Annotated in this window: 15 protein-coding genes; 9 read left to right on the top strand and 6 right to left on the bottom strand. The window is 72.9% G+C overall.

Going from position 1 to position 18,945, the window contains the following annotated elements; all coding sequences use genetic code 11:
• Positions 1–93 precede the first annotated feature (93 nt).
• Positions 94–699, bottom strand: a complete 606-nt coding sequence (locus AB0K25_RS20900) for a thymidylate kinase (protein ID WP_363822085.1) — start codon at positions 697–699, stop codon at positions 94–96.
• Positions 700–942: 243 nt separating this feature from the next.
• Entirely contained in the window at positions 943–2,781 is a 1,839-nt protein-coding gene (locus tag AB0K25_RS20895) for a thiamine pyrophosphate-requiring protein (RefSeq protein ID WP_363822083.1), read from the bottom strand.
• Positions 2,782–3,062: 281 nt separating this feature from the next.
• Here AB0K25_RS20895 and AB0K25_RS20890 point away from each other — a divergent pair, with 281 nt between their 5' ends.
• The 3 genes from AB0K25_RS20890 (at position 3,063) to AB0K25_RS20880 (ending at position 7,269) form a co-directional block, all read left to right on the top strand.
• A complete protein-coding gene (locus AB0K25_RS20890) occupies positions 3,063–3,878 on the top strand; it encodes an RNA methyltransferase (RefSeq protein ID WP_357537163.1) in 816 nt (271 codons plus the stop codon).
• Positions 3,879–3,934: 56 nt separating this feature from the next.
• Positions 3,935–5,386 (top strand): argininosuccinate synthase, encoded by a 1,452-nt coding sequence (gene argG, locus AB0K25_RS20885; RefSeq protein WP_363822080.1) that lies wholly within the window; start codon positions 3,935–3,937, stop codon positions 5,384–5,386.
• Positions 5,387–5,466: 80 nt separating this feature from the next.
• Positions 5,467–7,269 carry a PucR family transcriptional regulator ligand-binding domain-containing protein gene (locus AB0K25_RS20880; protein ID WP_363822077.1) on the top strand — a complete coding sequence of 601 codons (1,803 nt, stop codon included), beginning with the start codon at positions 5,467–5,469 and terminating at the stop codon, positions 7,267–7,269.
• Positions 7,270–7,655: 386 nt separating this feature from the next.
• On the opposite strand, the gene AB0K25_RS20875 is transcribed toward AB0K25_RS20880, so the two are convergent.
• The gene (locus tag AB0K25_RS20875; RefSeq protein WP_219463632.1) at positions 7,656–9,005 is read right to left on the bottom strand and encodes a hypothetical protein; all 1,350 of its coding nucleotides are present in this window, start codon (positions 9,003–9,005) and stop codon (positions 7,656–7,658) included.
• An 86-nt stretch (positions 9,006–9,091) separates the two neighbouring features.
• Between AB0K25_RS20875 and murD the strand changes: the two genes are divergently transcribed.
• The 3 genes from murD (at position 9,092) to AB0K25_RS20860 (ending at position 13,547) form a co-directional block, all read left to right on the top strand.
• Positions 9,092–10,441: a UDP-N-acetylmuramoyl-L-alanine--D-glutamate ligase gene (gene murD / locus AB0K25_RS20870; protein ID WP_357537159.1), complete on the top strand. Its 1,350-nt coding sequence runs from the start codon at positions 9,092–9,094 to the stop codon at positions 10,439–10,441.
• A gap of 167 nt (positions 10,442–10,608) precedes the next feature.
• Positions 10,609–11,916 carry an aspartate aminotransferase family protein gene (locus AB0K25_RS20865; protein WP_208570900.1) on the top strand — a complete coding sequence of 436 codons (1,308 nt, stop codon included), beginning with the start codon at positions 10,609–10,611 and terminating at the stop codon, positions 11,914–11,916.
• Between the two features lie 149 nt (positions 11,917–12,065).
• Positions 12,066–13,547, top strand: a complete 1,482-nt coding sequence (locus AB0K25_RS20860; RefSeq protein ID WP_363822121.1) for a CoA-acylating methylmalonate-semialdehyde dehydrogenase — start codon at positions 12,066–12,068, stop codon at positions 13,545–13,547.
• 67 nt (positions 13,548–13,614) lie between these two features.
• Here the strand turns inward: AB0K25_RS20860 and AB0K25_RS20855 are convergent, their stop codons facing one another.
• The 3 genes from AB0K25_RS20855 to AB0K25_RS20845 all read right to left on the bottom strand — a co-directional run bounded on the left by AB0K25_RS20855 (position 13,615) and on the right by AB0K25_RS20845 (position 15,574).
• Complete coding sequence (locus AB0K25_RS20855) at positions 13,615–13,902, bottom strand: hypothetical protein (protein ID WP_208570907.1); 288 nt, start codon at positions 13,900–13,902, stop codon at positions 13,615–13,617.
• A gap of 274 nt (positions 13,903–14,176) precedes the next feature.
• Positions 14,177–14,380, bottom strand: coding sequence for a cold-shock protein (locus tag AB0K25_RS20850; RefSeq protein ID WP_043326981.1), 204 nt, complete (start codon positions 14,378–14,380; stop codon positions 14,177–14,179).
• Between the two features lie 165 nt (positions 14,381–14,545).
• Complete coding sequence (locus AB0K25_RS20845) at positions 14,546–15,574, bottom strand: BadF/BadG/BcrA/BcrD ATPase family protein (RefSeq protein WP_363822072.1); 1,029 nt, start codon at positions 15,572–15,574, stop codon at positions 14,546–14,548.
• Between the two features lie 202 nt (positions 15,575–15,776).
• On the opposite strand from AB0K25_RS20845, the gene AB0K25_RS20840 reads away from it, so the two are divergent.
• From AB0K25_RS20840 to ngcE, 3 genes are read left to right on the top strand one after another with little or no spacing between them, the layout of a single operon-like run.
• A complete protein-coding gene (locus AB0K25_RS20840; protein WP_208570898.1) occupies positions 15,777–16,724 on the top strand; it encodes a MurR/RpiR family transcriptional regulator in 948 nt (315 codons plus the stop codon).
• Positions 16,721–17,470, top strand: a complete 750-nt coding sequence (locus AB0K25_RS20835) for an SIS domain-containing protein (protein WP_208570897.1) — start codon at positions 16,721–16,723, stop codon at positions 17,468–17,470. Before AB0K25_RS20840 ends, AB0K25_RS20835 begins: the two co-directional genes overlap by 4 nt.
• Before the next feature lie 25 nt (positions 17,471–17,495).
• A complete protein-coding gene (gene ngcE / locus AB0K25_RS20830; RefSeq protein WP_219463629.1) occupies positions 17,496–18,932 on the top strand; it encodes an N-acetylglucosamine/diacetylchitobiose ABC transporter substrate-binding protein in 1,437 nt (478 codons plus the stop codon).
• The last annotated feature ends 13 nt before the right edge of the window (positions 18,933–18,945 follow it).

Raw genomic sequence — 18,945 nt, 5'->3', positions numbered from 1 at the left:
CGGCCGGTACGCCCAGGTCGCGCAGCCGGGGTTCGTGCGTGGCACCGAGGTGCAAGATCGCGCTCGATCCATGTTCGAGTGGCCTCAAAACCCCTACCGCCTGCCGGTCACCGTGGCGACCGCCCGGTCCAGGGCGTCGGCCACCGTCGCCGGGGCGGCGTTGCCGTCGACCAGAGTGAAGCTGCCGAACTCCGGTAGCGCCCGGTAACCGGCGTCGAGCGCGGTCAGGTGGGCCAACTCCTCGGTGTCGATGCCCCGCTCCAGCACCCGTCGCTGGGCCAGCTCCGGCCGGACCGCCAGGAAACAGACCAGGTCCGGCCGGGGAAAGAGGGCGTACGCGGCGCGGACCAGCCCGACACCCCGGTCGCCGCGGGCTCGCATGATCACGTACTGGCACCAGGTCCAACGGTCCATCACCCCGACCCGCCCGGTCAACCGGGTGACCGCCACCGCACGTGCCAGCGCCACCCACCGTACCGTCGCCTCCAGCACCGGGTAGGCACGCCGTCCGAACAGATGCACGCCGTCGCGACGGCCCACCGCCCGCGCCAGCCGGTTCCACAGCGGCCGTCCACCGGCATTCTCGAGGTAGGTCGCGGGTATCCCCGCCTCGTTCAGCCGCCCCACCAGCCCTCTGGCCTGGGTCGACTTTCCTGACCCGTCCGTCCCCACCATCGCGACAACCACCCCACGCCCCATCCTTCGCACCCTAACCACCCAATACGACCCCACCACCCCCCGAACCCCACCCCCACTCAAAACCACCCAAACCCCGGCTCACCCCACCCCGGCTTGGCCCGGTGATCAAGAGATTCAGGTCAGGAATGGGGCTCTGCTTGACGTAAACCTCTTGATCACCGCGGTCCGGCGCGGAGGCTGGGCGGGGCGGTCCGGTCCCGCTCCGGGCGGTGCGGGTGGGTGGGCTGGCGGGTGGGTGGGTGGTCAGGGGTTTTTGCGGCGGGGGCGGTAGGTGGCCAGGGTGGCGGGGATGCCCCGGCGGACGATGCCGGCCCGGTCGGTGTCGCCGCGCAGCAGGGCCGCCGCCGTCTTGCGGGCCTGGTCGAGGGTGAAGTGCGGGGGCAGCATCAGCTCCGCCGGGTCGACCATCGCGTTCACCACCACGGGACGGTCGGCGGTCAGGGCCCGACGCCACAGGCCGGCGACCTGGTCGGGGGAGTCGACCAGTTCGCCGTCGAGGCCCAGCACCTCGGCCCACCGGTGGTACGCCACGTCCGGCACGTCCTGGCTGGCCGGATAGCGCGGGCTGCCCTCGGTGGAGCGTTGCTCCCAACTGACGAACGCCAGATCCCGGTTGTTGAGCACCAGCACCACGAAACGCGGGTCGGCCCAGTGCCGCCAGTTCTTCGCCACGGTGATCAACTCGTTGACCCCGTTCATCTGCATCGCCCCGTCGCCGATCAACACCACCACCGGCCGGTCGGGGTGGGCGAACTTCGCCGCGAGGGCGTACGGCATGGCGCCGCCCATCGACAGCAGGGTGCCGGAGAGGCTGGCCAGCATGCCGGGGCGGACCTGGAGGTGGCGGGCGTACCAGGCGGTGGCGGTGCCGCAGTCGACGGCGATCATGGCGTCGTCGGGCAGTGCGTCGTTGAGGGTGTGGAACAACAGCTGCGGGTTCACCGGGTCGGCGGGCTGCCCGGCCAGGTCCGCCTGGGCGCGTCGCCACGCCGAGGTGGCGTCGGCGACGGTCGCCCGCCAGGCCGTCGGGGCGGGACCGTCGCCCAGCTCCCGCAGCAGCGCCCGCAGGGTCGGGCCGGCGTCGCCGGTCAGGTTGACCTCCGTCGGGTAGCGCAGCCCCATCCGGGACCCGTCCAGGTCGATCTGCACCGCACGGGCCTGCCCCTGCGGCGGATAGAAGTCCGAGTACGGCATGTTGCTGCCGACGATCAGCAGCCGGTCACAGTCCTGCATCAGCTGCCAGCTCGGTCGGGTGCCGAGTAGGCCGATCGCCCCGGTCACCCACGGCTCACGGTGGTCGACGGCGGTGAAGCCGAGCAGGGCGGTGGCCACCCCCGCGCCCAGCCGGTCGGCGATCAGGCGTACCTCCTGCTCGGCACCGAGCGCGCCCTGCCCGACCAGCATCGCCACCTTCTCGCCGCCGCGCAGCACCTCGGCGGCGCGGCGCAGCTCCGCCTCCGGCGGCACCGTCGGCATGCTGCTCGGGACCGAACTGGTGTGGTAGTAGCCGTGCGCGTGCGGTGGATCCGGTACCGCCGGCTCGTCCTGCACGTCCAGCGGGAGCACCAGTGCGGTCACCGTCCGGCGGGACAGCGCCGTACGGCAGGCCCGGTCCACCAGGTGCCTCACCTGGGACGGGTCGTCGAGTTGGGCCAGGAAGTCCGAGGCGACGTCCTTGTAGAGGGCGAGCAGGTCGACCTCCTGGTAGTAGCCGCCGCCCTCGGCGGTCAGCGCGGTGTTGCCGACCAGGGCCACCACCGGCTGGTGGTCGAGCTTGGCGTCGTAGAGGCCGTTGAGCAGGTGGATCGCGCCGGGGCCACTGGTCGCCAGGGCGCAGCCGAGTGGGCCGCCGCCGTACTTCACGTGGGCGCTGGCGGCGAAACCGGCGGTCTCCTCGTGGCGTACCTGGACGAACTCCACCCGGCCGCCGGCTCGTTGCAGCGCGGAGGTCATCCCGTTGATCCCGTCGCCGGGGTACCCGAAGTAGCGGTGCACCCCCCATTCGGCGAGGCGGGCCACGATGTGGTCGGCGACCGTGGCGTTCTTCGGCAAGCTGCCGTCGGCGGTGCCTGTTGCGCTCATCGTGGTGGTCCCTCCGGTCGCGTCCCTTTCCCGCCCCCTTCCCGCCCCGCGTCCGGGGAAACCCCGTCCGGCCCGGGAAACCCGCCCGCGTCCGGGAAGGCGACGGTGCCCGGGAAGGCGACGGTGTCCGGGAACCTGCCCGTGGGCGGGAGGTCGACCGGGTCGGGAAAGGCGACCGGGTCGGGGAAGGCGACCGGGTCGGGGAAGGCGACCGGGTTCCGGCGGGCGGTGCGCCGGACCGCCCCGCAGGTGCGCGCCGGGGCACCCGGCAGAATCGGGCGGTGCCCGTTCACCAGATCACCGACCCCGACGACGCCCGGATCGCCGACTACCGCGCGCTGACCGACGTCGAGCTGCGTACCCGGTGGGAACCCCCGCACGGGTTGTTCATCGCCGAGGGGGAGCTGGTGCTGCGCCGGGCGTTGCGGGCCGGCTATCCGGCCCGGTCGTACCTGGTGGACGCGAAACGGGTCGACCAGCTCGCCGACCTGGACACCGGGGACGTCCCGGTCTACGCGGCCACCCCCGACGTGCTGGAGAAGGCGACCGGCTTCCACGTCCACCGGGGCGTGCTCGCCTCGTTCCACCGCAAGCCCCTGCCCACCGCCGCCGAGGTGCTGGCCGCCGCCCGTCGGGTGGTGATCCTGGAGGACATCAACAACCACACCAACCTCGGCGCGATCTTCCGGGGGGCCGCCGCGCTCGGCATCGACGCGGTGCTGCTCTCGCCGTCCTGCGCCGATCCGCTCTACCGGCGCAGCGTGCGGGTCAGCATGGGGGAGGTGTTCGCGGTGCCGTACGCGAAGCTGGAGCGCTGGCCGGTGGGGTTGGACCAGGTGCGGGAGGCGGGGTTCACCGTGCTCGCGATGACGTTGGCGGCGGACGCCGTACCCATGCAGCGGTTGACGTCGGCGCAGCGGGCGCGGGCGGCGTTGCTGCTGGGGGCGGAGGGCCCGGGGCTGACCGGGGCGGCCCAGGCGGCCAGCGACGTGCGGGTGGTGATCCCGATGCGGCGTGGCGTGGACTCGTTGAACGTGGCCGCAGCGGCGGCGGTGGCGTTCTGGGAGCTGGGCCGGGACGACCCGGTCGACGGGTAGCCACCACGACCACCGGCTATTTGCATGAGAATGCGGCCAGGTGCATAATCTTTCCTGTGTCCAAGGTTCTCACCTCCCTGCCCATCGGCGAACGTGTCGGCATCGCCTTCTCCGGCGGCCTCGACACCTCGGTCGCGGTCGCGTGGATGCGCGACAAGGGCGCCGTCCCGTGCGCCTACACCGCTGACATCGGCCAGTACGACGAGCCCGACATCGACTCGGTGCCCGGACGTGCGCTCAGCTACGGCGCCGAGGTCGCCCGCCTGGTCGACTGTCGCGCCGCCCTGGTCGAGGAGGGCCTCGCCGCGCTGACCTGCGGCGCCTTCCACATCCGCTCCGGCGGCCGGGCCTACTTCAACACCACGCCGCTGGGCCGGGCCGTGACCGGGACCCTGCTCGTCCGGGCGATGATCTCCGACGACGTGCAGATCTGGGGCGACGGCTCGACCTTCAAGGGCAACGACATCGAGCGGTTCTACCGGTACGGCCTGCTGGCCAACCCGCAGCTGCGGATCTACAAGCCGTGGCTGGACACCGACTTCGTCACCGAACTGGGTGGCCGCAAGGAGATGTCGGAGTGGCTGCTCGAACGCCGCCTGCCCTACCGGGACAGCACCGAGAAGGCGTACTCCACCGACGCCAACATCTGGGGGGCCACCCACGAGGCCAAGACCCTGGAGCACCTCGACACCGGCATCGAGACGGTCAGCCCGATCATGGGGGTCCGGTTCTGGGACCCGTCCGTGGAGATCCCCACCGAGGACGTCACCATCGGCTTCGACCAGGGCCGCCCGGTGACGATCAACGGCAAGGAGTTCGGCAGCCCCGTCGACCTGGTGCTGGAGGCCAACGCCATCGGCGGCCGGCACGGCCTGGGCATGTCCGACCAGATCGAGAACCGGATCATCGAGGCCAAGAGCCGGGGCATCTACGAGGCCCCCGGCATGGCGCTGCTGCACGCCGCGTACGAGCGGCTGGTCAACGCCATCCACAACGAGGACACCCTGGCCAACTACCACCACGAGGGCCGCCGCCTCGGCCGGCTGATGTACGAGGGCCGCTGGCTCGACCCGCAGGCACTGATGCTGCGCGAGTCGTTGCAGCGCTGGGTCGGCACCGCCGTCACCGGCGAGGTGACCCTGCGGCTGCGCCGGGGCGAGGACTACTCGATCCTGGACACCACCGGCCCGGCGTTCAGCTACCACCCGGACAAGCTGTCGATGGAACGTACCGAGGACTCGGCCTTCGGCCCGTCCGACCGGATCGGGCAGCTCACCATGCGCAACCTGGACATCGCCGACTCGCGGGCCAAGCTGGAGCAGTACGCCACCCTCGGCCTGGTCGGCGGCGGGACCCCCCAGCGGGCGGTCGGCGCGGCCCAGGCCGCCTCCACCGGGCTGATCGGGGCGATGCCGCAGGGCGGCGCGGAGGCCATCGCCTCCCGGGGCGTCGCCTCGGCCGACGACGAGGCCCTCGACCGGGCCGCGATGGAGTTCGGCGTCGACTGACCGTCGCGCCGCCGGCCGGGACGGGTCACCGCCCCGGCCGGCGGGGCCGCCCTCGTCGTCGGGGCGGCGACGGACGGCGGATGGCGGGACCCGGGGTCACGGAGGGTAGCGTGTCGCCCGTGTTCCCGACCGTCCGTGAGGTGCTGGCGCTGGACCCGGTCCGTCGGGGCGCACCGCGACTGGTGGCGGGGGAGGCCGGCCTGGACCGGCCGGTGCGCTGGGTGCACGTGGCGGAGGTGCCCGACATCGCCACCCTGCTCGGCGGTGGTGAACTGGTGCTCACCACCGGCATCGGGCTACCGGCCGACGACGCCGGGCTCCGCGCCTTCATCGGCGACCTCGCCGAGGTGGGCGTCTCCGGTCTGGTGGTCGAGCTGGGCCGCCGCTACCCGACCGAGGTGCCCCGGGTGATGGCCGTGGCCGCCGAGCGGCGCGGGTTGCCCCTGGTCGAGCTGCGGCGGGCCACCCCGTTCGTCCGGATCACCGAGGCGGTGCACGCCCAGATCGTCGACGCCCAACTGCACGAGCTGCGGGCCACCGAGGAGATCCACCAGCGGTTCACCGAGCTGTCCGTCGAGGGTGCCGGGGCGGCCGAGGTCGTCCGGCAGGCCGCCGAGCTGGCCGGCTGCCCGGTGGTGCTGGAGAACCTGTCCCGGCAGGTGCTCGCCTACGACCCGGCGGGGGAGAGCGCCGACCTGCTGCTCGACGGCTGGGAGCAGCACTCCCGCCGGATCCGTCCCACCGGCCGGACCGCGTACGACGGGGACAGCGGCTGGTTGGTGACCACCGTCGGCGCGCGCGGGCAGGACTGGGGTCGGCTGCTGCTGCGCTGGCCGGCACGGGCGGGCCTCGGCGACGGTCGGCCCGTCGGCACGCCGCCCACCCGGCTGACCATCCTGGTGGAGCGGGCCGCCTCGACGCTGGCGCTGGGCCGGCTGATCCGCCGCGACGCCGAAGGACTGGAACGGCAACTGCACCGTACCCTGCTCACCGCCCTGCTCGACCACTCCCGCCCGGTGGACGAGATCGCCCTGCGGGCCCGGGCGCTCGGAGTGACCCTCGACCGCCGGCACCTGGTCGGCATCATGGTCCGGCACCGCCGCGCCGCCCCGGCGGGCACCCCCGCACCGGGCGAGGGCGGGCCACCCGTCGACGGAGCCGGCCCTCCCGCGTACCCGGCCACCTGGCCGACACCGGCCCCGGCGGACCCGCAGGCCGGCCCGGCCCGGCTGCGGGATCTCGCCGAGGCGGTCGGCCAGGCGCTGCGGGAGACGAAGCTGTCCGGTCTGACCAGTCCGGTCGACGACCAGGCGGTGGGTGTCCTGCTCGCCCTGCCGGACGCCGCCGCCGAGGAACGCGCCCTCGCCGCCTTCGCCGCCGCCGTGCGCCGCCGCCACCCCGACCCGCCGCCGTCCGGCGGGAACAGCCACCGGCTGACGGTGATCGTCGCCGCCGGCTCCGGAGTGGGGAGCCTGCGGGAGGTACGCCGGTCGCTGGTCGAGGCCCGGCAGCTCGCCGAGGCCGCCCGCCGGGACAGCCGGGAACTGCCGGTCTTCCGGCTGCCGCACGTCGGGTTGGCCGGTCTGCTGCACCTGCTGCGCGACGAGCCCCGGTTACAGACCTTCGTCGAACGGGAACTCGGCGCGCTACTGGCCCACGACGCCCAACACCCCCGGGAGCAACTGCTCGGCACCCTGCGGGCCTACCTGGAGCAGGGCCGCAACAAGTCGGCCGGCGCGGCTGCCGCCCACCTGTCCCGCCCGGCCTTCTACGAGCGACTGGCCCGGATCGGCCGAATCCTCGGCGTCGACCTCGACTCGGTCGAGACCAGCCTCTCCCTCCACGTAGCCCTACTGGCCCTCGACGCCATCCGCACCCCCTGACGCCCCTCCCCACCCCACCGCCCTTCCGCCCCGCCCCCACCCCGTGCCCGCCCCCGCCCCGTGCCCGCCCGCCCCCGGCCCGTGCCCGCCCGCCCCCGGCCCGTCTCCGGTGATCAAGAGAAATACGTCAGATTTCGTCGGCGGGGTGACGCATTCCTCTTGATCACCGCCTACGCGGTCTGCCCGTCGACCGCGATCAAGAGGTTTGCGTCAGATTTCGCTGTCCGGATGACGTATTCCTCTTGATCACCGACTGCCCGGCCGGCAGGTTCACGGTGATCAAGAGGTTTGCGTCAGAATTTGCCGCCCTGGTGACGCGAACCTCTTGATCACCGGGGTGATGGGGGTGGGGGGAGGGGGAGCGGGGAGGGGGCGGGGGAGGGGGGTCAGGTCAGGGTGTCCAGGGTTTTGGCGTAGGGGGCGGGGACGTGGTGGGGGCCGGCGGGGGTGAAGACGTCGGAGGTGGCGGCCGTCGACCAGGCGGCGGCGGGGACCGCGTCGACCAGGGTGCGGACCACCGGGGCGTCGCGCCACTGGTCCTGGGCGGCGAGCAGGCTCAACGCCACCACCGACTCCTCGACCTCGCCGACGCACTCGAACGGCTTGTGCCCGTCCACGCCGAGCAGCTCCCGGTAGCCGGGGATCTGCGTCTCGTCGGCCAGCAGGTCACCGCCGAAGATGCCGACCACCCGGTCCCGGGGCATGAACGGGGCCATGGCCAGGAAGACGAACCGGCACTTCGGGCAGTCGCGGCACCAGCGGGCGCTGGCGTCGCGCAGCTTGAACGCGGCGTTGCAACTGGTCACCACCGCGTCGTAGCGGTCGATGGTGGCGAACAGCCGGGCGATGTGCAGCTCCGACAGCGAACGCAGCAGCGAAAAGTACGGCTCGGTGAGCCCGGCGTGCTCGGCCAGTGCCGCCCGCAGCAGCCCCTCGGCCTCGACCCCCTTGGACCACTGGTGGTTGATCTCGTGACCGTTCCAGATCAGGTTCGGGTCGGACGCGGACCGCTCGTTGGACATCACCACCGGCCCGAGCCCGTGCAGCACGGCGGTGGCGACCGCGATCAGCGAGTTGATCGCGGTGACCGGGATGTGCCCGTTGCGCGCCCCGGCCGCGTTCAGGTCGAACAGCACCGGGTCGAGCCGCCGGCGGGCGGCCAGCGCCGGCAACCCGGACGCCTCGTTCACCGCGACGATCACGTGGTTGGGGTTGACCGAGAACGGCACCGGGTCGAAGCCGCCCCGGCGCAGCGCCTCCAGGCTGACGATGGAGTCCTTGCCCCCGCCGACGGCCGACAGCGGCCGACGGTCCGAGTCGTCGTACACCCGGGGTGGCGGGACCTCGCCGGCCGGCACCTCGGGGCGCAGCTGCAGCACGTGCGGGAGCTGGTTGCGGTAGGCGTACTCGGCGAGACCCTTGGTGTAGACGGCGGTGACCAGCGCGGTGGCGGCCCCGCCCAGCGGCGTCGGCAGCACCAGGCGCGGCGGGGCGGCGGCCTTGTAGTAGCTGACCCCGGCCACCACGTGCAGCAGTTCCAGGACCCGGCCCAGGGTGGCGACCGTCTCGTCCGACGGCGGCGCGGCCGGCACCGGTAACGTGATCACCTCGGTGAACCGCTGCTCGCCGTCGGGACCGGTCAGGGCGTAGTCGAACGACGCCGCGCCGGTGGCGGGGTCGAACGAGTACGACGGGAAGGTGAAGGCGTCCATCCGCCGGAGCTGCTCGTTGGGCACACGCCATACTAGGCCCTGGTCCGTCCGGCCGGGTCCGCTGCGCCGGACCGGCCGCCGCACCACCGTCGACACCTGAGGGAGAGTTCGTGCGCCTGTCCGATCTGCGCGGCCGTACCGTCGCCGTCTGGGGGGCCGGCCGCGAGGGCCGCGCCGCCGTGACCGCCATCGCCGCGCACGGCCCGGCGGACCTGGTCGCCGTCGACGACAGCGCCAACTTCCTCGCCGTGGCCTGGGAGGGGCCGCTCGCCGAGGCCGCGCCGCTGGTCACCGGGGAGCAGGGGTACGCCCGGCTGGCCGCCGCCGACGTCGTCGTGCGCTCCCCGGGGGTGCCCAACACCCACCCGTGGCTGGTCGAGCTGCGCGCCAAGGGGGTCACCGTCACCCAGGGCACCGCGCTGTGGATGGCCGACCACGCCGACCGGACGATCGGGGTCACCGGCAGCAAGGGCAAGTCGACCACGGCCAGCCTGATCAGTCACCTGCTCGCGGCGGTGGACCGGCCCAACGTCCTGGGCGGCAACATCGGGGTGCCCACCCTCGACCTGCCCGACGCCGAGTCGTACGTGCTGGAGCTGTCCAGCTACCAGTGCAGCGACCTGACCGACTCGCCCCGGGTCGCGGTGGTCACCGCACTGTTCCCCGAACACCTGGACGCGCACGGCGGCGAGGCCGAGTACTACCGCGACAAGCTCAACCTGATCGCGTACGGCCCCCGCACGGTGGTGGTCAACGGCAACGACCCCCGTCTCGCCCTGGAGCTGGGCGACCGGGCGGCGATCCGGGCCGGCCTGCCCGACAGTGTGCACGTCGGCACCGGCCCGGACGGCACCGACTGGTTCCACCTCGGCGACCGGCCGCTGTTCGCCCGGGGGGTGCTGCCGCTGGTCGGCCGGCACAACGCGGGCAACCTGTGCGTGGCGCTCGCCGTGCTCGACGCGCTCGGGGTCGACGTCGTCGCCCACAAGGACACCCTGGCGGTGGCGGTCGCCGGGTTCCACGGGCTGGCCCACCGGCTCACCGAGATCGCCGACCCGTCCGGCCTCACCTTCGTCGACGACACCCTCGCCACCAGCCCGTACGCGGCGATGCACGCGATCGACGCGTACGACGGGCGGCCGTTGACGGTGATCGTCGGTGGCACCGACCGGGGGTTGGACTACACGCCGCTGGCCGAGCACCTGGCCGAGCGGGAGTTGACCGTGATCGGGATTCCCGACAGTGGTCCCCGGATCGTGGCGGCGCTGGCCGGGTTGCCGAAGGTGCGTACCGAATTGGTGGACGACCTGGTGGACGCGGTCCGGCTGGCCCGGTCGGTGACCCCGGCCGGCGGGGTGGTGCTGCTCTCCCCGGCGGCGCCCAGCTACGGGCGGTTCCGTAACTTCGAGCACCGCTCCGAGGTGTTCGCCGAGGCGATCCGGGACACCGCCGCCGGCTGAGCGCGGGCCGGCGACCTCGGCCCCGGCACGGGCCCGACGACACCGGGCCGGGTGACGCGGTGTCAGGCGGGGACGGACGCCGGGCTACACAGTGCCAGTTGTCGCCGGCCGGTCGGGGTGGCAGCGTGCGGAGGACGCGCAAGCCGCCGCCGCTGAAGGGTGTGCCGATGACCGCCGACGACCTGCTGGCCCGACACCGGGCCGTGCTCCCGTCCTGGATGCCGCTCTACTATGCCGAGCCGATCGAGTTGGTCGCCGGGTCCGGCCGCCGGGTCACCGACGCCCAGGGCCGCAGCTACCTGGACTTCTTCGGCGGTGTGCTGACCAACATGATCGGCTACGACATCCCGGAGATCCGCGAGGCGGTGGAGCGTCAACTGCGGACCGGTCTGGTGCACACCTCCACCCTCTATCTGATCCGGCAACAGGTGGAGCTGGCCGAGAGGGTGACCTCGCTCGCCGGCATCCCGGACGCCCGGGTCTTCTTCACCAACTCGGGCACCGAGGCGAACGAGGCGGCGCTGCTGGTCGCCACCAACCACCGCCGGTCGCACCAGATCCTCGCCGTCCGCAACAGTTACCACGGCCGGTCGTACGCGACGATGGGGATCACCGGCAACGGGGGTTGGACGGCCAGCGCGCACAATCCGCTCCAGGTGGCCTTTCTGCACTCCGGTGAGCGGCTGCGCGGGCTGCTCGCCCGGCTGCCCGAGGCCGACCGGACGGAGGCCGCCGTGGAGGACCTGCGCGAGGTGCTCGCCACCCAGACCAGCGGCGACGTGGCCTGCCTGATCGCCGAGCCGATCCAGGGGGTCGGCGGTTTCGTCGCCCCGCCCGACGGGCTGTTCGCCGGCTGGCGCAAGGTGCTCGACGAGCACGGCATCCTGCTCATCTCCGACGAGGTGCAGACGGGCTGGGGGCGCACCGGCGAGCACTTCTGGGGCTACCAGGCGCACGGGGTCACCCCGGACCTGCTGACCTTCGCCAAGGGCATCGGCAACGGGTTCGCCCTGGCGGGCGTGGTCGGCCGGGCGGACGTCATGGAGTCGGTGCCGGCGATCAGCTTCTCCACCTTCGGCGGCAACCCGCTCTGCACCGCCGCCGGCAACGCGGTCCTCGACTACCTGCGCGACCACGACCTGCAGGCCAACGCGGCGCGGGTGGGCGCGATCCTCCTCGACGGGCTGCGGGCCACGGTCGCCGACCTCGACGGCGTCGCCGAGGTGCGGGGCAAGGGTCTGATGCTCGCCGTGGAGTTCGTCCGACCCGGCGGGCTGGAGCCCGATCCGGTGTTGACCGCCGGGGTCTTCGAGGCGTGCCGGGCCGGTGGCCTGCTGGTCGGCAAGGGCGGCCTGCACGGCAACGTGCTGCGGATGGGCCCGCCGCTGACCCTCACCGAGGACGAGGCCCGCGAGGGGCTGGCCATCCTGGTCGAGGCGATCCGGTGCGCCGTCGCGGCGCAGGCGGCCCGGTGAGCACGCCGGGCGGGACGTCACCCTCCGGAGCGCCGTTGGCTGCCGGGCTGGTGGCTGCCGGGCCGCTGGCTGCCGGGCCGGTGGCTGCGGCGGCCGACAGCGAAGACGACTTCGCCGACATCGAGCAGGGGGCGGGCGACGCGCCCCGGATCGGGCATTTCGTCGACGGTAGGCGGATCGACGGGACGTCCGGGCGGTACGCCGACGTCTTCGATCCGGCCACCGGCCGGCGTACCGGCCGGGTGGCGTTGGCTGACGCGGCCGAGGTGGCGATGGTCGTCGAGGTGGCCGGGCGGGCCGCCCGGAGCTGGCGGGACGCCTCGCTGGCCCGCCGCACGGCGGTGCTGTTCGCCTTCCGGGAGCTGGTCCACGCCCGCCGGGACCGGCTCGCCGAGGTGATCACCGCCGAGCACGGCAAGGTGCTCGCCGACGCGGCCGGCGAGGTGCAGCGCGGCCTCGAGGTGATCGAGTACGCCTGCGGCATCGCCTCGGCGTCGCGCGGGAGCTTCAGCGCGAACGTGTCCACCGAGGTCGACTCGTACAGCCTGCGGCAGCCGTTGGGGGTGGTGGCGGTGATCTCGCCGTTCAACTTCCCGGTGATGGTGCCGCTGTGGTTCGTGCCGGTGGCGGTGGCCTGCGGCAACGCGGTGGTGCTCAAGCCGAGCGAGAAGGACCCGAGCGCGGCGCTGCTGCTGGCCGAGTGGTTCGTCGAGGCGGGCCTGCCGGCCGGAGTGCTCACCGTGGTCAACGGCGACGCCGAGGCGGTCGACGCGCTGCTCGACCACCCCGACGTGCAGGCGGTGTCGTTCGTCGGCTCCACCCCGGTCGCCCGGCACGTGCACCGGCGCGCGACGCTGACCGGCAAGCGGGTGCAGGCCCTCGGCGGGGCCAAGAACCACCTGGTGGTGCTGCCCGACGCCGATCTGGACCTGGCCGCCGACGCGGCGGTCAACGCCGGGTTCGGCTCGGCGGGCCAGCGGTGCATGGCGATCTCCGCGCTGGTGGCGGTGGGGCCGGTCGCCGACGCCCTGGTCGCCCGGATCGCCGACCGGATGGCCGGGCTGCGCACCGGCGACGGTCGGCGCGGTGGCGACCTGGGGCCGCTGGTCACCGCCGCGCACCTGGCGCGGGTCCGTGGGTACGTCGAGGCCGGGGTGGCGGCGGGCGCGGTGCCGGTGGTGGACGGTCGGGACGTCGTGCCGGACGGGGACCCGGACGGGTTCTGGCTGGGCCCGACCCTGTTCGACCACGTCACCCCGGACATGTCGATCTACACCGACGAGATTTTCGGCCCGGTGCTCGGCGTCGTCCGGGTCGACTCGTACGACGCGGCGGTGGCACTGGTCAACGCCAACCCGTACGGCAACGGCACGGCGATCTTCACCAACGACGGTGGGGCGGCCCGGCGGTTCCAGTACGAGGTCCAGGTCGGCATGGTCGGGATCAACGTGCCGATCCCGGTGCCGATGGCCTACTACTCGTTCGGCGGCTGGAAGGCGTCGCTCTTCGGTGACCTGCACGCCCACGGTGAGGACGGGGTGCGGTTCTTCACCCTGGGCAAGGTGGTCACCAGCCGTTGGCCGGACCCGCACCACGGCGGGGTGAACCTCGGCTTCCCCACCCAGAGCTGAGCAGCCGCGGCACACCCCGCAGGCACGGGTGACCGAGTCTGCGGGGTGGGGCCGTGCGGGCGTACGGTCAGAATGGTGCGGGTCCGCGGCCTGCCAGCGACATCAACACCTGCGTGGCGAGTAGTTTGCGTAGGCCGGTGACGGCGACCGTTCCCACGCGGTCGTAGGGCAGTTCCAGTTGCAGTCCCTCGACGGCGTTGCGAAGGTCCGTCGTGATCTCGTCCGGACGGAAGGTGCCACCCCAGCCGTTGAGTCCACCGCGTTGGTTGGTGCTGAGGGAGGCCATGCCGGATATGCGTGCGCCGTCGGCCAGGATCAGCCTCGCCGGACCCGAGTAGGTCGTCGTCAAAGTCATCAGCCTTTCAGGGTGAACGCTGCGCACCTCGGCCCCCGGCCGTGGTCATCGGGAGCCGGGGCGTCGGGCTGTGCTCCATCGGGACCAGGGTCGTACGTGCCCCGACCGTCAGGGCGGCGGCGCTGTGGAACGTGGCGCGTAGCGGGAGGGGTCTGCGTCGGCTCACGCCTGGCCGGGCGGCCCTGGTCGCTCAGCCCCGGTCGCCGTGGTGAGCGATGGAGACGCCGAACGGCGGCCCGCTGAACCAGTCGGGCCGCCGTTCGTGAAGCGTGGATCAGAGCGGGCGGATGTTCTCCGCCTGCGGGCCCTTCTGGCCCTGGGTGACGTCGAACTCCACCTTCTGGTTCTCGTCGAGGCTGCGGAAGCCGCTCGCCGAGATCGCGGAGAAGTGGGCGAACACGTCGGCACCGCCGTCGTCGGGGCTGATGAAGCCGAAGCCCTTGTCGGCGTTGAACCACTTCACGGTACCTGTAGTCATGTCTGCTCCTCTGCAGGCTGTGGAGAGACCGCACTGCGCGGACCCTTAGCCGCCGAGTTGATAACCCGCATCGAAACGACACGAAAAACGAAAAGCGCCCGGATGGGTTTTAGATAACCCACCAGGCGCCATGAGACGTCTACGGAAATCAAAACTGCAACCCGGTTACCGTAGCACACGATCCGTCGCGACTCCCTTCCCGTCGACCGGCGGGTCCGGTACGAGCAGCGGGTGCAGAGCCGTTGGATCGGTGGCCCCCGGCAGGTCGCGGGCGGCGAGCCAGGCCGCCGCGGAGGCGCCGTCGCCGGCCGGACGCAGGGGCGCGACCGGCCACCGCCGGGCCAGCTCCGCGGTGACGGCGACGGCCAGTGGGGTGTCACCGGTGAGCAGACCGCCGCCGAGGACCACCGGGTCCACCGCGTCGGCCGGTCGGATCCGCGCGACGCTGTCGGCCAGCAGCCCGGTGGCCCGCTCGATCAGCGTGACGGCGACCGGTTCGGTCTCGGCGGCGGCGGCGACCACCAGCGGGGCGAGCCGGGCCAGCTCCACCGCCGGCCGGCGGGTGACCGCCTGCACCACCGCGTCCACGGTCTCTCGGGGCCGGTCGGCGACCCGGTCGTCCCCCAGCAGGGTGGCGAGCACCCGGCGGCCCAGTGGCCCCGGCGTCCGGGCCGCGTCCAGGTCGGCGAGCAGGCGCCGGACCGCCTCCCGGCCCAGCCAGAACCCGGAGCCGGCGTCGCCGAGCAACCACCCGTGCCCGTCGGCGACCCGGTCCAGTCGCCATCGGCACACCTGGGCGGCGATCGCCCCGGTCCCGGCGATCAGGATCGTGCCGTCGGCTGCGGCGGTGCCGGAGGCGTACCCGACGAGGGCGTCGCTGTGCACCGTGTACGGGCAGCGCAGGCCGGCGTCCGACCAGGCCCGGTCGAAGGCGGCCCGGCCGGCCGGGTCGGCGCGCAACCGGCCGGCCCCGGCCAGCCCGATCGCCCCGGCGTGGACCCGGGTCGGGTCGACGTCGCGCAGCGCCTCCCGCAGGGCGGTCGACAGTTCGGCGGCGGCCCGTTCGGCACCGTGGCTGGTGGGGTTGCCGCCGCCGGCCCGGCCGGTGCCGAGGCGTTCGCCGGTGAGGGTCAGGGCGGTGGCCCGGGTGGACGTACCCCCGACGTCGAGGCCGACCACGACGGTGTCGGACATCCTCGCGGGCCTCCCGGGGGTGCGCTGGTGTGGGGGTGTCCATGCTGGTCGGTGCGGTGTCGCAGGGCAAGACCGGGCGCCGGTGGCGGGCCGTAGCGACAGGTAACAGTTTGAAAACTTCGCCCATGGTCTTGACAGGAAGGGGCCTTCAGTAAGAACTTTTACCACTAACAGTTAACACTCTTTTCCGAAAGGCGCGTCGATGGCCGAGCACGAGGCGGACACCACCGCGGCAACCGCGGTGGTCGATGCCGAGCCGGTCGACCGGCGCAGCGCGGACGGAGTGCTGGCCAGGGTCCGGGCCGGCACGGGGGAGTTGACGGGAGCGTTGCGCCGGGTCGCCGAGCAGGTGCTCAGCGACCCGGAGGCAGCGGCCCGCGCCACCATCGTCGAGCTGGCCGAACGCAGCGGCACCTCACCGGCGACGATCACCCGGTTCTGCCGGGCCATGGGCTTCGACGGCTACGCCGACCTGCGCCTGGGCATCGCCTCCGAGACCGGCCGGGCCCGCTCGGCCGGCTGGACCGTCGACATCGGCCGGGAGATCCAGCCCGGCGACCCGCTGGCCCGGGTGCTCGACCAGATCATGGCCGCCGACACCCGCGCCATGCACGACACCGCCACCCTGCTCGACCTCGCCGAGGTCGAACGGGCCGCCGTCGCCATCGCCGGAGCCGCCCGGGTCAACATCTTCGGCGCCAGCGGCAGCGCCCTGGTCGGCGAGGAGATGCAGTTCAGCCTGCACCGCATCGGGGTGGCGGCGTGGGCCTGGAGCGACGTGCACGAGGGGCTCGCCAGCGCCGCGCTGCTCGGCGTCGGCGACGTCGCCCTGGGCATCTCGCACACCGGGCAGACCCGGGAGACCATCGAGATGCTCGCCGAGGCGGGCAGCCGGGGCGCCACCACCGTCGCGTTGACCGGGTTCCCCCGCTCCCCGCTCGCCGAACTGGCCGACATCGTCCTGCTCACCGCCAGCCAGGCCACCACCTTCCGGCCGGACGCGCTGTCCGCCCGGCACCCCCAACTCGTCGTGCTCGACCTGCTCTACATCGCCGTGGCGCAGCGCACCCACGACCGCGCCCACGCGGCCTTCCGGCGTACCGCCCAGGCCGTCGACGGGCACAAGGCCGCGAAGGGGACCACGTCATGATCAGTGCCCAGGGGTACGCGCGAGCCGTCCGGCCCGTCCTCGACCGGCTGCTCGACACCCAGGCCGAGGCGATCGGCCGGGCCGCCGACCTGATCGCCACCAGCCTGCGGGCCGGCGGCGTGCTCCAGGCGTTCGGCGCCGGCCACTCCGAGGCGTTCGCCGCCGAACTGGTGGCCCGGGCCGGCGGCCTGGTCCCCACCAACCGGATCGGCCTGCACGACCTGGTGCTGCACGGCGACGCCCCGCGCGACGTGCTCACCGACCCCAAGCTGGAACGCGACCCGGCCGTGGCCCACCAGCTCTACCCGCTGGCCCGGCCGCAGCCGGCCGACGTCTTCCTGATCGCCTCCCAGTCCGGCATCAACGGCTCGGTCGTCGAGCTGGCGACGCTGGTCACCGGGCACGGCCACCCGCTGATCGCGGTCACCTCGGTCGCCCACACCGCACGGGTCGCGCCCCGCCACCCGTCCGGTCGCCGACTCGCCGAACTCGCCGACGTCGTGCTGGACAACGGCGCACCGTACGGCGACGCACTGCTGCCGCTGGAGGGCGGCGGCGCGGTCTGTGCGGTCTCCTCGGTCACCTCCGCGCTGCTGGCGCAACTGGTGACCGCGGAGGTCGTCCGACGGTTCCACCAGGCCGGAGAGGTACCCCCTATCTACCTCTCCGCCAACGTCCCCGGTGGGGACGCGCACAACCTCGCCCTCGAGTCGCGGTACGCCGGGCGTCTCCGGCGCACCGCCTGACCCGGACACCCAAGGAGAGACGACGATGTCGAACACCCCCGAGACCCCGACCCCGATGAGCCGCCGCAGCCTGCTGGGCCGGACCGCCGCGGCGGGCCTGCTCGCCACCCCGGTGGTCGGCCTGCTCGGTGCCTGCGCCACCAGCGGCTCCGACGAGGACACCACCAAGGCCGAGGAGGGCACCAAGAGCGCGACCAACCCGCTCGGCGCCGCCGAGGACGCCCCGCTGGAGGTGGTCATCTTCAACGGTGGCTACGGCGAGAAGTACGCCACCGACGTGCACGAGCCGCTCTACAAGAAGGCGTTCCCCAAGGCGGAGATCAAGCACCAGTCCACCCAGGCGGTCTCCACCGTGCTCCAGCCCCGGTTCGCCTCGGGCAACCCGCCGGAGTTCGTCAACAACTCCGGCGAGAAGCTGATCGACTTCGGCTCGCTGGTCGCCGACGGGCAGCTGATGGACCTCACCGAGCTGTGGGACGCCCCGTCGGTCGACGACCCGAGCAAGAAGGTCCGCGACACCGTCGTCCCCGGCACCGTCGAGGCCGGCTCGTTCAACGGCAAGCCGTACGTCCTGTACTACGTCTCCACCGTCTTCGGCATCTGGTACTCGGGCAAGCTGTTCAAGGACAACGGCTGGGCGCCCGCGAAGACCTGGTCGGAGTTCACCGCCCTGCTCGACGGCATCAAGTCCAAGGGCATCACCCCGTACGGCTACGCCGGGGCGAACGCCGCCTACTACCAGTGGAACGTCATCCTGACCCACGCCGCGAAGATCGGCGGCACCGACGTACTCAAGAACATCGACAACCTGGAGGACGGCGCCTGGCAGCAGGACGCGGTCAAGCAGGCCGCCCAGGCATGGGAGGAGATCGGCGCGAAGTACGTCGACAAGAGCTTCGAGGGGCTCAAGCACACCGACGTGCAGCTGCGGCAGAACCAGTACAAGCTGGCCCTCTACCCCAGCGGCGACTGGCTGGAGGGCGAGCAGAAGAAGGACACCCCGGCCGGCTTCGACTACCAGCTGATGCCGGTGCCCAGCCTCACCGGCTCGGACAAGCTGCCCGCCACCGCCGTACGGGCCACCGCCGGTGAGGGCTACTTCGTCTCGGCCAAGAGCAAGAACCCGCGCGGTGGTCTGGAGTACATGCGCCAGATGCTCTCGGTCGCCGGGGCGAAGGGCTTCACCGAGGTGGTCAAGGCCCCGACCGTGGTCACCGCCGGCAGCGCCGGCTTCGCCTTTCCGCCCGGCGTGGCCAGCTCGCAGGCCGCCCTCGCCGCCGCCGGCAAGGACGTGTTCAACCTGTACTTCGACGGCTGGTACAAGGAGCTCGACACGGAGGCGCGCACCGCCACCAACGAGCTGATGTTCGGCCGGATCAAGGCGGACGCCTTCGTGGAGCGGATCCAGAAGCGGGCCGACGCCATCAAGAAGGACAGCTCCGTCGCCAAGTTCACGCGCTGACCGATCGGAGTAG

This window comes from Micromonospora sp. NPDC049257 (assembly GCF_040678915.1).
GTDB lineage: Bacteria > Actinomycetota > Actinomycetes > Mycobacteriales > Micromonosporaceae > Micromonospora > Micromonospora antibiotica.
Note: the sequence above shows the minus strand (reverse complement) of the source record. Positions and strands in the feature narration are given on the sequence as shown.

Bases quoted from the DNA above. Each gene is read 5' to 3' on its own strand.
- AB0K25_RS20865 (WP_208570900.1), top strand. From the start codon at position 10,609: ATGACCGCCGACGACCTGCTGGCCCGACACCGGGCCGTGCTCCCGTCC.
- AB0K25_RS20900 (WP_363822085.1), bottom strand. From the start codon at position 699: ATGGGGCGTGGGGTGGTTGTCGCGATGGTGGGGACGGACGGGTCAGGA.
- AB0K25_RS20835 (WP_208570897.1), top strand. From the start codon at position 16,721: ATGATCAGTGCCCAGGGGTACGCGCGAGCCGTCCGGCCCGTCCTCGAC.
- ngcE (WP_219463629.1), top strand. From the start codon at position 17,496: ATGTCGAACACCCCCGAGACCCCGACCCCGATGAGCCGCCGCAGCCTG.
- AB0K25_RS20880 (WP_363822077.1), top strand. From the start codon at position 5,467: ATGGCGGGACCCGGGGTCACGGAGGGTAGCGTGTCGCCCGTGTTCCCG.
- AB0K25_RS20850 (WP_043326981.1), bottom strand. From the start codon at position 14,380: ATGACTACAGGTACCGTGAAGTGGTTCAACGCCGACAAGGGCTTCGGC.
- AB0K25_RS20845 (WP_363822072.1), bottom strand. From the start codon at position 15,574: ATGTCCGACACCGTCGTGGTCGGCCTCGACGTCGGGGGTACGTCCACC.
- AB0K25_RS20840 (WP_208570898.1), top strand. From the start codon at position 15,777: ATGGCCGAGCACGAGGCGGACACCACCGCGGCAACCGCGGTGGTCGAT.
- AB0K25_RS20895 (WP_363822083.1), bottom strand. From the start codon at position 2,781: ATGAGCGCAACAGGCACCGCCGACGGCAGCTTGCCGAAGAACGCCACG.
- AB0K25_RS20855 (WP_208570907.1), bottom strand. From the start codon at position 13,902: ATGACTTTGACGACGACCTACTCGGGTCCGGCGAGGCTGATCCTGGCC.